Source organism: Ruegeria atlantica, assembly GCF_013033965.1.
Taxonomy (GTDB): domain Bacteria; phylum Pseudomonadota; class Alphaproteobacteria; order Rhodobacterales; family Rhodobacteraceae; genus Ruegeria; species Ruegeria atlantica_D.
Genome location: NZ_WQFE01000019.1, coordinates 1 through 12,663 on the forward strand (window position 1 = coordinate 1; position 12,663 = coordinate 12,663).

Sequence of the window (12,663 nt, forward strand, 5' to 3'; positions counted from 1 at the left end):
TCCGGAATGGCGAATTGAATATCGAAAGCCTGGCCAATGAGCTGCTGCAGTCGGATGAGTTCAAGGCGCGCTATCCGGAAATCACTAATGCGGCCTTCATCGATCAGGCTTATGTCAATGCGTTGGGCCGGGGTACCAGCATGGAGGAGTTTGCGCAAGCATTGGCGGAGCTGTCCAGCGGTGCAACCAGCCAAGCCGCTTTTGCAGCCAATCTGTCGGAAAGTTCGGAGCATATTGCGGTCGGGAACGGCCATATGTCGACCAACAACTTTGATGTGGTACTGAACGAGGTACAGGCGGAACGCTCTCTCGACAAAAGCTTTGTTCTGGATGTCGTCCGAAAACTGTTGGGGTCTCTCTACGATCGCGAATTCTCGGACGAGCAGCTGGACCTGATCGCACAAGATGCGATCAATGGTTCGCAGTCTCTGCTTAGCCTTGCAACGGAGTTGGCCAAAGATACCGTAACTCCGGACCCGGACCCGGACCCGGCAACGAATCTTGCTGAATTGAGCGACGAGGATTTTGTCCGGCGTGTCTACCAGAACGCCTTTGGTAAGGAGCCGTCAAATTCGGATCTGATGTTGTGGCAGGGCCACTTGCAAGATGGGCACATCACACGTGGCGAGCTCTTGTTGCTGATTGCCCGCAGTGTCGAATTCGAGACCAACGGGACCCAACAGTTCGGCGATGGAAACACGGTCACTATTACCGGCGCGGATTCCAAGGACTTTTATGTTGGCGCACAGGACGTTGACGAGGTTATAGGCGACGCGAGGGATAACCGCCTTGATGGTACAACCTCAGACCGTCGGCTCGAGCTTTCCGGCGGGGACGGCAATGATGCCGTCTGGGGCGGTAGCAGCCACGACACACTTTCCGGCGGGAACGGAGCTGATTACATTCTTGGCGGTGCCGGGAATGATGTCCTGATCGGAGGTGCCGGCGCGGATGATCTCCAGGGTGGTGCGGGTGATGATATTCTGTTCATTGACAAGGATGATCTGACGGCTGGCCATGTGAATGGTGGTGACGGGGTTGACACAATCCGTGTGACGGGAAGCGAACCCGTGACGCTGGAACTCAAAGAGCATAACGTCGAGGCCGCCTATGGCGGTGATGGTGCAGACACGATCACTGCGGGGGCCGGATCAGGTAACGTGTTCATTTCTGCCGGGAAGGGCAATGACACTGTTACGGGCGGCAACGGAAATGACACGCTCCACGGGGATTTCGGAAACGATACGCTCCAGGGTGGCGACGGTCAGGACTTCATGACCGGTGGCTCAGGGGATGACACCCTACGTGGAGGCGCAGGCCACGATGTGCTGTTGGGTGGCTCCGGGGACGATGTCCTGTGGGGCGGTGATGGTAACGACGTTCTTGAGGGTGGCGAAAGCGATACCTGGAATGCTCTGCACGGAGAAGAAGGCGACGACACATACGTGTTTTCCCGCGCCTCCGGCAACACTTACATCAATGAATACGCTTCCAGCTCAACCGGCGACAAAATTTTGTTCAAGGACATGTCCATCTGGGATTTTACGGCGCATTGGTCCAATGGGTTTGTCAAGATTGAGGCAACAGATGTTGAGGATCTGGACGAGCTTCACATTTACAACGCACACACGATCGAACTGTTTGAGTTTGAAAAGGATAATCTGAGTTTTTCCGGTTGGTTTGTCGGTGCGTCAGAAGTTTCCGACGATGTGATCAATGACACCAGCCAGGGTAATGGTCTCATACTGGCCGGGTCCGGCAATGACATAGTTCATGGCAATGACGGGGACGACCACCTTCGCGGCGAACATGGTAATGACACGCTGTATGGTGGTGACGGAAACGACGGTGTTTATGGGAGTGAGGGCGACGATCGGCTGTTTGGCGGAAATGGTAACGATTGGCTCGACGGTGGTTCAGCGGACAACTGGGACGCGCTCTATGGCGGATCAGGGGATGACACCTATGTCGTTGGCAGTTGGTCAAAAAATGTTGTCATCGACGAAGAAGGTGCCTCCTCATCTGGCGACCTGATCCTTTTCAAGGGTATCGGGATCTGGGACCTGCAGGCCCGTTGGGGCAGTTTCGAAGGGAAAACTTTTCTCGAACTGTCAGAGAATGACGGGGATCTGTTTCACATCTACAACGCCAACAAAATTGAACGCTGGGAGTTTGAGCAGGACGGCTGGAATTTTGCGGGAGTCTTCATTGGCGGCGATGGTGTCTCTGATGACGTGATCACCGATACCAGCCCGGGCAATGGGCTGGTCATTGCCGGGGCCGGTAACGACGTCGTTCACGGCAATGCCGGTCGCGACTTTTTGCGGGGCGACGATGGCGATGACAAGTTGTACGGCGGTGATGGCGATGACTCCTTGTTCGGCGGAACCGGAGCGGACGTGCTTTGGGGCGGTAACGGCGCTGACGTGCTGGAGGGAAGTGCCGGAAGCAGCACGGGCTGGGATGCGCTACACGGTGGTGAAGGCGACGATACCTACGTATTCACCAAAGCCTCGGGAGATACGTATCTCGACGAGATGTCTTCCAGTTCAACAGGTGACAGGATCCTGTTCCGTGACCTGTCGATCTGGGATATTTCGGCCAAATGGTCCAGTGGCCATTCCAGAATAGAACTGACGCATTTGGCGGATCAGGACGAACTCCATATCTACAACGCAAACCAGATCGAGCGTTGGGAATTCGGGAGCGACAATCTTGTGTTCTCCGGGTTGTTCCTGGGACAGACAGCCACATCCGATGATGAAATCAATGACACCAGTTCCGGAAATGGCCTGGTTTTTGCAGGCGGCGGCAACGACATCGTTTACGGCAATGCAGGCAATGACCATTTGCGGGGCGAAGGGGGCAATGACACGCTTTATGGCGGTGATGGCAACGACGGTGTTTACGGCAGCGAAGGGGATGATCGCCTGTTTGGTGACAGGGGGGATGACTGGCTCAATGGGGGCAGCGCCGATGGTTGGGATTCTCTTTACGGGGGTGCGGGCAACGACACGTATGTCATATCTGCCGAGTCCGGGAACGTCCTGGTTGACGAGCAGCAGTCGACTTCCAACGCTGACAGGATTCTCTTCCAGGGGATCTCGCTCATTGATCTTTCCGGCCATTGGCACCAATCGCCCGACGGGACGCGTCGCCTGGAGTTGACCGACAGCGATGGGGATGAGTTCCACATCTACAACGCCGACAAAATCGAGCTGTTTGATTTTGAATCCAACGGGCCGGTGTTTGAGGGGCTGTTTGTGGGAGAAGCAGAAGATTCAGACGATACCATAAGAGACACCAGCAACGGGAATGGATTGGTTCTCGCAGGTGGTGGTAACGATGTCGTTTACGGAGATCACGGCAGTGACTTCCTGCATGGCGGTAGCGGCAATGATAACCTGCATGGTGACGATGGTGATGACGGCCTTTTTGGGGGCAGCGGTGACGACGTCCTGACCGGCGGTAGTGGAGCGGATGAATTCATCTTCCACGCATCCGTCAGCCAGGGCGCGGATCGCATCACAGACTTTGAACTGGGTGTGGATTTGATTGAACTGCGCGGTGCAACCTTTGCGGACCTCACTTTCGTCGACACAGGCTCGGGTACGCGGGTCGAATGGACCAACGGGTCCGTCGAACTTGACGGAATAAACACTGCGTCCCTAACAGAGGACCAATTTACGTTCCTTTGATTGCGGCCTACGCATATAGTACGAAGGGCGTGCAAGCTGGGTCGTATGGCGACACCTGCCCTGACGTATCGCAGTCAATTAGAGTGCGATACGTCGGATCGGCCACAAGTCACCGGTCGGCATAGTTTTTCAAGTTCAGCGAAAGAAAAAACATCCACTCAATTTGCGAACCGGTCAACATCTCATGGATCTGGTACGAACTTGGGATCGCCACATCCCCCTCAAAAAGTTCACAAATGTTCCAAAATTTGTCCGGTTTCACAGCCTCGGGCCAGCCGGGCCACCTACGCTGTCGCGCTCACTCAGGGCGCGGCAATCCTGCCCGAGAATTTGCAGGGGATGCGGCAAAAGGCAATCAGCCACGGTCACACAGAGGGAGAATGCCAGATCGTTGAAGCCGACCCTATGGAGTATGTTCAGGAAGGCTTTTCGCGCCTGTCCGTTCTGGGCAAGGCGGTCACAATGCGCCGTTTGATGGAGACCGGAATCGAGGCCAACACGGCGCAACGGATAGTCAACCAAGCCACGAGCGCCCTTGAAGTTGAAAGGCTAGGACGATGACTCAGAAACGGCCAAGCATGTACTACCGCCCGAACAAGCCCCTAACCATTCCGGTTAGGGTGCGGCATGACGCGCCCCAACTGGACGAGCTGAAGGCCCCCGAGGTTATCGCCGTTGATAAATTCGCCGAATGCCACGTGACGCCTGATCCCGTCGCCGCGCGGATGGTCGGTTATCTCGGGCCGCAAGGTGACTACCTGACATTGGAGCCAAGCGCCGGAACCGGCCAACTCGCAAGAGCGCTGATTGCATCAGGTCACAGCACTTGCGAATTGACCATGATCGAGCGCCACAACACGCTTGCGGCAAAACTGCGCACCATTGGCCCCACGATCAACCGTTGTTTTCTTGAGTATGCGGAGGAAGTCAAAGGCCGCGCGCAGTTTCCCCGCATCATCATGAACCCGCCTTTTAAGCAGGTCCGCGCCCACATCGAGGCGGCTTTGTCCCTGCTAGGGCGGGGTGGGCATGACGAACCGGCAACCCTTGTTGCCCTGGTCCCTGTCACCTTCCACCACGACGAGGCCGAAGAACTCGAAACCTTGCCGCCAGACACCTTTGCGACGGCCAGCGTTCACACGAAAATCATCAGAATCCGCCGCTGAGGGAAAGCCGATGTCTACAAAGCCAATTGTCAGGATCGCTTGCGATGCAATGCAGTTTTTCGAAATCGACTTGCCGGATGGAGCCGACCCGGAAATCTACGCCGGTTCAGACGAAGCCCGCGTACAGTTTGCCGATTTGGTTTCGTCCGGTTTCATTGATTTTCAATTAGTCCGCCGGTTCGACAGTGACGGAAAGGAGGTTTGACCGTCGTGTGCGCGCCGCCATGTGTGGCGCGCTATCTTGATGTTCGGCCTTTGTTGTCCCGGCCGAACGGGGCAAAATGCCCCGATCGTCCAGGACTGTGCGCTACTCGCGCGCAGGGCCGCTGAGCGGCCGGGATCGGCAGTTTACCACAGCCAAGCCGCTCTCATTCTCGCGTGTTCGCTTTGTTGTCTGCTACGGTCCCGACGAATTGTCTCCCAAGGTCGGAATTGCCGGGACTGGAAAACTGCCGATCCGCGCCTGTGGCTGCCCGTTGCGCTTCTAACTGAAGCTCGGTCCTTGTGCCGCTCTCAGTAGGGTTTGGTCCCGCTCAAACGCTTCAATAATTCCCCGAAATGGATCTGCCTGACCTTCAAATCCCCGGCACAAATCTTCGAGGTGTTGCATCTTTTGGATTGTTTCGGCCAAATTTGTGGTTCTTTGTTCCAGCATGAATTGCGAAATCGTCGCTTCTGCAGCTTGAAAAGCTGTTGTCAGTGAAGCCAGTCGCGCCGACTCCAGAGAAACCCAATCAAGGTTGGCGCCAAGGGACATACCACGCGCATTGCGACGCCGCTCAGATCGCCGATCAACGGCATCGTCAATGTGCTTTTGGCGTTCGTCCTTGTCACGCCATTTACGAAAAAGTGCAGTGAGATTGGAATCCGCTGATGACCCGATAACGCCATAGCGTTTAATAGCCACCAGAAGGGCCTTTCGGTCCGAACATTCCGGGTTGCTGATCTTGAAGTCCGCCGCGATCCGAATTTGCGGCTGGTAGTCGTATTGTGTACTGCCCTTCGGTCGGCCGCGATTGCCTGCATTTGTCACTCTGGTTCCCTTTCACACTGATTACTGATGCCAATATACGGATTCCCAAATCTCTGATCAAAAGACAAAAAAAGCTTTTGAACAAAATTATGAGACAATAATTGCGGGTGTTGTGACATTAATTGGCTCGGCCTAAGTCAGTGAGACTTGGTGTGGAGCTGCAGAGCAAATCCCGCGCCCATGGCGCGTGACCGGTCGCTAGTCGGACGCCGGCACACCGGCCTCCGACCCGAACTAATCATGAGCGATCTCCCTTTGACCTGGTGCGGCGGAATCTGTCTCTCTGAGCCAGCTTGCCGCCGCGGTCAAATGGTCGCCTGCCCATGGTTGTTTCGTCCCTGCGGGTAACGCGATTCCCTCGCTTCGCTCAGCCTTTCGCAGAAGGTCTTTGGAGATCCGCGCGTGCGCGCGGCTCGCATAGTATCAGCTGACAGGGCAGGGGACACGGGCACGCCCGCTTACCCCTGCCCAGGCATTATTCTGTTTGCTGATCGCAGCCCGCCAGGGCGGTCTGCGGCGCTGTATTTTCCCCGGCGTCAGGGGGGCGAAAAGGTCTCGTAACAGAGCCCGGCGGGGCGGAAGGCGCAAAGGGAGATCCGCGCCAGGTCGCGGATCACTTTATCCTTTTTGTGCGCCTCAATCAGAAATCGTGAAAATCCCGGTTCCTCCCACGCTGGCGCGCGGGTCCCTCCCAAATTTCCCCAATTTCAGACTGACCACCCCGGCGGGCTCCGTAACGGCCCTTTTTTGTCGCCCCCCCTCCTTCGCGGGGAAAAACGCGGAGGGGTGCGGGTGACGAGGACAGTCCAGAAGGCCGTTTCCTTGGCCTTCTGTGTTCTCAACAAACCACACGCGGATAGGTCGGGCGCACATCGGCCACCGCATCGCCACGAAAGTAGAGGTCACTATGACTGAATATCGTCTTGGATCAACGGACTCGATTTACAGCCCCAACGTAATCGCGTGGGCTATCAATGGTTATCACTTCGCAGATGATCGCCCGAAATTGTTGAATGGGATTTCCATCACTTTCCCTTCGGTTCCCACCACCGCTATCGAAAAGCTTTTGTCCAAGGCTGTGCCTTACACGGTCGAGGGTGAAACGGTCGTTTTCAGCGTGGACGAATAGTCCTGATCTGAAACGCTCAACGCGCAACTAGCGCACGAAAGGAGGTGAACACCATGAGCAATGAAACTCTGCAGAAACGCATCGCCGAGGCGAAAGAGTTAATCAAGAAGGGCGACAATTTCCACATCGCGCGCCGCTTCCTGATCCAACACGCCGCCGCCTAAGCGGCCTCGCCCTACCCCGTAAGGGGTAGGGCACCAATAACAAAAACTTAGCCACGAAACAAGGACTTGCCCAATGAGCAAACATGAAACATTCACCGCACCGGAAACCATCGAAACCGTTGCCCTGTCCGATCTGTACCTGTCAGAAATCAACCCGCGTCAGCATGTTGCCGACGAAGGCATCGCCCTGCTGGTTGAAAGCCTTGTCGCGTGCGGCCTAATCCAAAATCTCAGCGGCTTGCGTGATGCTGACGGTAAGGTTGGCATCGTTGCAGGTGGTCGCCGTTTGCGCGCTCTGAATATCGCTGTGACCGAACGGGCCGATCTGGCGCAAGTGCCGGTCAAGATCACCGATAATCCCTTTGTGGCTGAGCAATGGGCCAATGCCGAGAATACCGCCCGTGAAGAACTGGAACCGGTGGACGAGGTTCGGGCTTATGGCAAAATGGCCGCGAAATCCCTGTCTGTTGCCAAGATCAGTCAGGCGTTCGGCGTGACCGAGGCCCATGTGCGCCGCCGCCTAGCGCTGGCCGGTCTACCTGAACCAGTTCTTGATGCGCTCAAGGACGGTGAAATCAGCTTGGGAAATGCCAAGGCCATGACCGTAAGTGATGATGCAGAAAAAATCCTTGAAGTGTTGGACCTGCTAAAATCGCATAGGCATTATGGTGAATATGATGTGAAGCGCTTTTTGAAGGCCAAGGCAGTAACCGCGTCCACCCGGATCGCGCAATTCGTCGGTCGTGAAGCCTATGAGGCAAAAGGCGGAACGGTCACTGCCGACCTATTTGCCCAGAACTCCCAGACCTATTTCAATGATCCGGACATTCTCGACACCTTGTTTGTTGAGAAGCTGGAAGCGGAGGCTGAAGTGTTGCGCGAAGCCGAAGGATGGGCTTGGGCCAAAGTTACGGACGACAGCTTTCCGTTGCCGCGTGAAATGAAAGCTGAATTTGGCGCAGAACAAACAGACGTGATCGAAGGCACTTTGTCCGAAGAACAGGCCGGACGTTACGACGAACTAGCTGAGTTGGCGGAATCCGAGGTGCTGGACGAAGAAGGTCAAGCCGAACTGGATGCACTGCAAAAGATACTGGACGGTGACTATCAGGCCGAACAAAAGGCGCTGGCCGGGGTTATGGTTTATGTGGACAGTGACGGTGACGTTCGTGCGCTGCGCGGCCTGATCCTTCCCGATCAACAAGCCGAAGCGGTCGAAGCTGGCTTTATCGACGCGCCGGAGCAACCTGCCGTGTATGTGGCGACTACTTCCACAATCAGTACCAGCTTGCCGGAGAAATCGCCGTATTCTCAGGTGTTTGTGGATGACATGAAAGCAATCCGACTGGCAGCGGTACAGACAGCTTTGCTGGATAAACCCGATTATCTGCTGAGCCTGTTCGCATTTGCCGCCTCACCTGCGCCGGGCAGCTTCTATGAGTTGTTCGGGTTCGGTTACGATGGTTCGCAACGAAACCAGCCCGAGATTGACGACCAGTTCACGCTTGATCCGCGCCTTGGCGGCGAACGAGACGACGCCGCAGAAGAAGCCTATCAGGTGTTTCGTGATATGGATGATCTGAGTAAGGTCGATGCGTTCAAAGCATTCCGCGATCTTGGCAAGAAGGTTCGAAACGGCGAAATCACCACCTTCCTTGCGCGCCGGTTCAAATATCAGGATGCAGAGTTCATGTCTGAGATTGAGGCGGATATCGGGGCTGATATTCGGTCGATCTGGACGCCTTCTGCCGAGAATTGCTTCAAGCGGATCAAGGGCGAATTGCTGGAAGGCATTTACATGAACCTTCTGGGCTTGCAGGCCGACTCGGACAAGTTTCGTGCCTTCTCGAAGTCCAAGAAAGGTGAAAAGGACGAAAGCCTGCACAAGCTATTCAATGACCCGGATCATCGGGAAGCATTGAACCTGACAGCCGAGCAGAAAACCCGCATCGATGCCTGGGTTCCCGATTGCTTCTGAAACAAACAGGGCAGGGCGCATTGCGCCCTGATCCTCAGACGCCGATTGTTGAATCATGGGAAAAACTGCGTTGAATATCCCGTTTTGAATAGCTTGTATATTCGTTTGATGATATACATATGGAAAGCAGGAGGATATGCAAATGCCGCTCTATATTCGAGACGATGCTGTGGATGCTCTGGCCGAAAAGGTCAGGAAAGCAACAGGAGCCAAGAGCAAAACTGACGCAGTTCGCAAAGCATTGCAAGCACAGCTTGACGCTGAGAACAATCGCAAACCACTCTTGGAAAGGTTGCAGCCGATCTTGGAGCGTGCCGACGCTATTGGCGAGCCGGACCCGGATTTTGACATGAAGAAATACACCGACGAAATGTATGAGGGTATGTGATGTACATTGATGCTTCTGCCATCGTCGCCATTCTATTGCGAGAGCCGGGATATGAGGACCTTGTTCGCCGCATTGAGGCGGTCACAGATCAGTTGTTCACATCACCTTTGGCCCGCTACGAGGCGAGTGTTTCCTTTGCACGGGCGCGATCTGGCAAGCACAAAAAGCCAAGCCCGGAGTTGCTGACCGACAGTACAGCGGCAGTAAGCCAGTTGTTGGGCGAACTTTCGGTGCGCGACATTCACATTAGCAGCAGCATCGGCGACGCCGCGATCCGAGCCGCCGCAGAATACGGCAAAGCGGTAGGTCATCCAGCAGACCTGAATTTTGGCGATTGCTTCGCCTATGCCTGCGCGAAGGCTTATCGCGTTAAACTCATCTATAAGGGCGATGACTTCGCTAAAACGGATATGGCATGACCAAAGAAATCGCACCCACCACGCTCAGCAACAGTGCGCGCCGCGTTTGGAAGTCTGCTCAAATGTATATCAGCTTTCATAAGGACCGGAACGGCAAGGATCGGAAAGCGCCGAAGCTCTGGCCCCCTGAAAATGGCAGCGCGTCCATTCATCCTGATCCCAAGAGTCAGGAGGCAACGATCCATGTCAAAGCTATTGATCCAAAAACTGCTGATGACCTTGAAATCAAGATGCACCCCAGCCGTGTTGTTGTACGTCGCGACACCAAGAAATGGTGGCAGGGCGTAGCTATCGAAGACGACACCATTAGGGTTCGAATGGCGGACGGCACCTACATCACCATTGAATATGATGGGCGGATCAAACGATACGGACACGAAGACAACACTTACGTTGAGGCCGATGGAAGTATTTTCAAACACACTGCCTTTGCAGAGTCCTATATGGCTGCAGATGGTGTTGAAATTTCTCGGCGCACTGAAGATCGTATCGCATCGATCACGGCTGATGGCGTTGTCGATCGTTCCCGCAATCGATAGTTTTGGAAGAAAGATCAAAGAATGAAAATCATCGAAGATGCTGAGAAAGCAACGGTTGAAATTGGTCAGAACATTGATCTGGCCGTGTCCGAGTTAAGTCAGTGCAATGGCCGCGTTGTTAATGGATATGGCGTGTATTCTGATCCGTCGAGCCGCCGGGCTAATTTGCTGAAGGCAAAGCGCGTGATTGAAGCCGCATTGATGATTGATGCCGAAACGAACTGGCCCAAACTAGCCGACTATGACAGTGCAGAAAATTGACGCGTATATGTAGTGGCTTGCACTTATCCGTGGCTCGGATTGCAAACATCCCGGATTCTCGCTCGAATTATTTGACGCTATCCGGGGTATCAAACTCACATTAAGTGCGAACGTGATCAGATTATGTGCGACGGGATTGCAATCATCCGCCTCGGATCACATTAGATGCGAATAGCGTCTTCAGCGTGTTTTCAGGTGTCTGCCTTCCCATCCAGTTGTTGAGATGCTGAACGCAGTTTGTCAGACGGGATTTCAAGACAACAATCTTCAACGGATGTGGTCGCTCGCCTGCCAGCGCTTCGTGGTCTAGAAATGGTACGTTTCCCAGACCTGCCGTTCAGACAAAGCGCAGCGGATTCAACGAACGAGCCCATCGCTGACCGCTAAGTAAACTCCAGGTCTCTGTTTTTGTGAGTGTTCTGGTTTTTGTGTCGGCAGTTCGATAAGTAGCGACAAGTTAAGACAAGAGTAGACAAAACATGGTGCCAACCAGATGACCGAACGTGCTCAACCGTTATTGGCGACGCTGATTGATGCCGACAACGTACCAGCTAAATTTGCGGAAGCAATTCTCAAGGAGGTCGCTTCAATAGGCGAACCCGCGCTTAGACGGGTTTATGGCGATTGGACCAGTAGTCGGCTGAAAGGTTGGTCCGAGGTAATCCTATCGCTGGGTCTTGTTGCACACCAGCAGACCGCCAATACGTCGGGTAAGAACGCATCCGATATTGGTCTTGTGATAGATGCGATGGACATCCTACACGGAGGTCGGTTCGACGGGTTTGTCTTGGTTTCTTCCGACAGTGATTTCACCAGTTTAGCCAATCGTCTCAGAGAGGATGGCTTAATGGTGATTGGCATCGGAGAGAAAAAAACTCCGGAGCCACTTCGGAACGTGTGCAACCGGTTCATTTTTATTGAAAACCTTGTAGCAGACGAAGGCGAAGCCAAGAAACTGGCTTCTGCAAAGGAGCAGCCCCAAAAAGCTGCAAAGTTACTCTTGGATGCTATGGCTCGTATCCAACAAGATGACGAGTGGTTTCACCTTGGGCAACTTGGCCAGTCAGTAGTCGCTGCACATCCAGATTTTGATGCTCGGACCTACGGAAAGGGAAAACTGAGCGATCTTGTAGCTGCGATCAAAGGCTTCGAAACGAAGAGACAGGGCAACAGCCTCTTCGTTCGTTACGTCCAGCCAAGGGCAAAGTCCTGAGAATATCCACTTACCTTCAACCTGACTGACCGTTTTGTCCGCGACTTTTCAGTTCATCAGCCGTGCAGAGAACGGCAGTTGCTGCGCTTGCTTCCGCTCTGTGTTCTTCAACTGGCATGCCGTTCGCACGTAATGTGATCCGAGGTGGATGATTGCAATCCCGTTGCAAATAATCTGATCACAGTCGCAGATAATGTGAGTTTGGCACCCCGGATAGCGTCAAATAATTCGAGCGAGAATCCGGGATGTTTGCAATCCAAGCGCCGGATAATTGCAATTCGCTACAGCTACTCTTCTTTATTGTGATGATGGTCGTGCGGAAACTCAGGGCTGTTCGGGGCTTTTTTTCAAAGCGCAGTGGCGGGTCGGATGAGCCAAACGACTAAGAAATGCGCGACCGTCTGACAGTTTTCCTCTCGTGGCGAGAGACCTTGGCCCGCTTCGGCGGGTCTTTTCCTTTGCCGTAGTCCTGGTGTCGATCGTCCTCTGGTGTCCCTTGTCACTTGGGGTCTATGCCCCCAAGTGCCGGCACGACTGGCGCTCCGCTTGGGCGGCCGCAATCGCGGCCGGCGCGCAGCTGATGAGTCTTACCTGGTTCCGGCCGGGAAAAATGCGTCCGTCTTCTGTGGTTGCCGCCCGGGATGCAAGAGATAAAAGTTAGTTACAGACGTGATC

The 12,663-nt window shown here is 54.4% G+C and carries 12 protein-coding genes; 11 read left to right on the top strand and 1 reads right to left on the bottom strand.

Annotated elements, in window-relative coordinates; all coding sequences use genetic code 11:
• The first annotated feature begins 14 nt into the window (after nt 1-14).
• The 4 genes from GOW16_RS22045 (at nt 15) to GOW16_RS22060 (ending at nt 5,069) form a co-directional block, all read left to right on the top strand.
• A complete protein-coding gene (locus GOW16_RS22045) occupies nt 15-3,698 on the top strand; it encodes a DUF4214 domain-containing protein (protein WP_170419658.1) in 3,684 nt (1,227 codons plus the stop codon).
• 339 nt (nt 3,699-4,037) lie between these two features.
• Entirely contained in the window at nt 4,038-4,259 is a 222-nt protein-coding gene (locus GOW16_RS22050; protein WP_170419660.1) for a hypothetical protein, read from the top strand.
• Nucleotides 4,256-4,864: a methyltransferase type 11 gene (locus tag GOW16_RS22055; protein WP_170419662.1), complete on the top strand. Its 609-nt coding sequence runs from the start codon at nt 4,256-4,258 to the stop codon at nt 4,862-4,864. Before GOW16_RS22050 ends, GOW16_RS22055 begins: the two co-directional genes overlap by 4 nt.
• A gap of 49 nt (nt 4,865-4,913) precedes the next feature.
• Nucleotides 4,914-5,069: a hypothetical protein gene (locus GOW16_RS22060; RefSeq protein ID WP_170419664.1), complete on the top strand. Its 156-nt coding sequence runs from the start codon at nt 4,914-4,916 to the stop codon at nt 5,067-5,069.
• A 279-nt stretch (nt 5,070-5,348) separates the two neighbouring features.
• Here GOW16_RS22060 and GOW16_RS22065 read toward each other — a convergent pair whose 3' ends face one another.
• The gene (locus GOW16_RS22065) at nt 5,349-5,897 is read right to left on the bottom strand and encodes a hypothetical protein (RefSeq protein ID WP_170419666.1); all 549 of its coding nucleotides are present in this window, start codon (nt 5,895-5,897) and stop codon (nt 5,349-5,351) included.
• Nucleotides 5,898-6,804: 907 nt separating this feature from the next.
• On the opposite strand from GOW16_RS22065, the gene GOW16_RS22070 reads away from it, so the two are divergent.
• From GOW16_RS22070 to GOW16_RS22100, 7 genes are all read left to right on the top strand, one after another.
• Nucleotides 6,805-7,026: a hypothetical protein gene (locus GOW16_RS22070; protein WP_170419668.1), complete on the top strand. Its 222-nt coding sequence runs from the start codon at nt 6,805-6,807 to the stop codon at nt 7,024-7,026.
• 237 nt (nt 7,027-7,263) lie between these two features.
• Nucleotides 7,264-9,168 (top strand): ParB/RepB/Spo0J family partition protein, encoded by a 1,905-nt coding sequence (locus GOW16_RS22075; protein WP_170419670.1) that lies wholly within the window; start codon nt 7,264-7,266, stop codon nt 9,166-9,168.
• A gap of 136 nt (nt 9,169-9,304) precedes the next feature.
• Nucleotides 9,305-9,556 (top strand): type II toxin-antitoxin system VapB family antitoxin, encoded by a 252-nt coding sequence (locus GOW16_RS22080; RefSeq protein WP_254429882.1) that lies wholly within the window; start codon nt 9,305-9,307, stop codon nt 9,554-9,556.
• Nucleotides 9,556-9,975 carry a type II toxin-antitoxin system VapC family toxin gene (locus GOW16_RS22085; protein ID WP_170419673.1) on the top strand — a complete coding sequence of 140 codons (420 nt, stop codon included), beginning with the start codon at nt 9,556-9,558 and terminating at the stop codon, nt 9,973-9,975. Before GOW16_RS22080 ends, GOW16_RS22085 begins: the two co-directional genes overlap by 1 nt.
• Nucleotides 9,972-10,514 (top strand): hypothetical protein, encoded by a 543-nt coding sequence (locus tag GOW16_RS22090; protein ID WP_170419675.1) that lies wholly within the window; start codon nt 9,972-9,974, stop codon nt 10,512-10,514. The genes GOW16_RS22085 and GOW16_RS22090 overlap by 4 nt, the downstream gene beginning before the upstream one ends.
• A 21-nt stretch (nt 10,515-10,535) precedes the next feature.
• Nucleotides 10,536-10,775 (top strand): hypothetical protein, encoded by a 240-nt coding sequence (locus tag GOW16_RS22095; RefSeq protein ID WP_170419678.1) that lies wholly within the window; start codon nt 10,536-10,538, stop codon nt 10,773-10,775.
• Nucleotides 10,776-11,268: 493 nt separating this feature from the next.
• Nucleotides 11,269-11,988, top strand: coding sequence for an NYN domain-containing protein (locus GOW16_RS22100; RefSeq protein WP_113789668.1), 720 nt, complete (start codon nt 11,269-11,271; stop codon nt 11,986-11,988).
• The last annotated feature ends 675 nt before the right edge of the window (nt 11,989-12,663 follow it).

What these genes read in the sequence shown, in the direction of transcription:
- GOW16_RS22070 (WP_170419668.1), top strand. Translation starts at nt 6,805, where the DNA reads ATGACTGAATATCGTCTTGGATCAACGGACTCGATTTACAGCCCCAAC.
- GOW16_RS22050 (WP_170419660.1), top strand. Translation starts at nt 4,038, where the DNA reads ATGCGGCAAAAGGCAATCAGCCACGGTCACACAGAGGGAGAATGCCAG.
- GOW16_RS22100 (WP_113789668.1), top strand. Translation starts at nt 11,269, where the DNA reads ATGACCGAACGTGCTCAACCGTTATTGGCGACGCTGATTGATGCCGAC.
- GOW16_RS22095 (WP_170419678.1), top strand. Translation starts at nt 10,536, where the DNA reads ATGAAAATCATCGAAGATGCTGAGAAAGCAACGGTTGAAATTGGTCAG.
- GOW16_RS22090 (WP_170419675.1), top strand. Translation starts at nt 9,972, where the DNA reads ATGACCAAAGAAATCGCACCCACCACGCTCAGCAACAGTGCGCGCCGC.
- GOW16_RS22085 (WP_170419673.1), top strand. Translation starts at nt 9,556, where the DNA reads ATGTACATTGATGCTTCTGCCATCGTCGCCATTCTATTGCGAGAGCCG.
- GOW16_RS22060 (WP_170419664.1), top strand. Translation starts at nt 4,914, where the DNA reads ATGCAGTTTTTCGAAATCGACTTGCCGGATGGAGCCGACCCGGAAATC.
- GOW16_RS22055 (WP_170419662.1), top strand. Translation starts at nt 4,256, where the DNA reads ATGACTCAGAAACGGCCAAGCATGTACTACCGCCCGAACAAGCCCCTA.
- GOW16_RS22080 (WP_254429882.1), top strand. Translation starts at nt 9,305, where the DNA reads ATGCAAATGCCGCTCTATATTCGAGACGATGCTGTGGATGCTCTGGCC.
- GOW16_RS22075 (WP_170419670.1), top strand. Translation starts at nt 7,264, where the DNA reads ATGAGCAAACATGAAACATTCACCGCACCGGAAACCATCGAAACCGTT.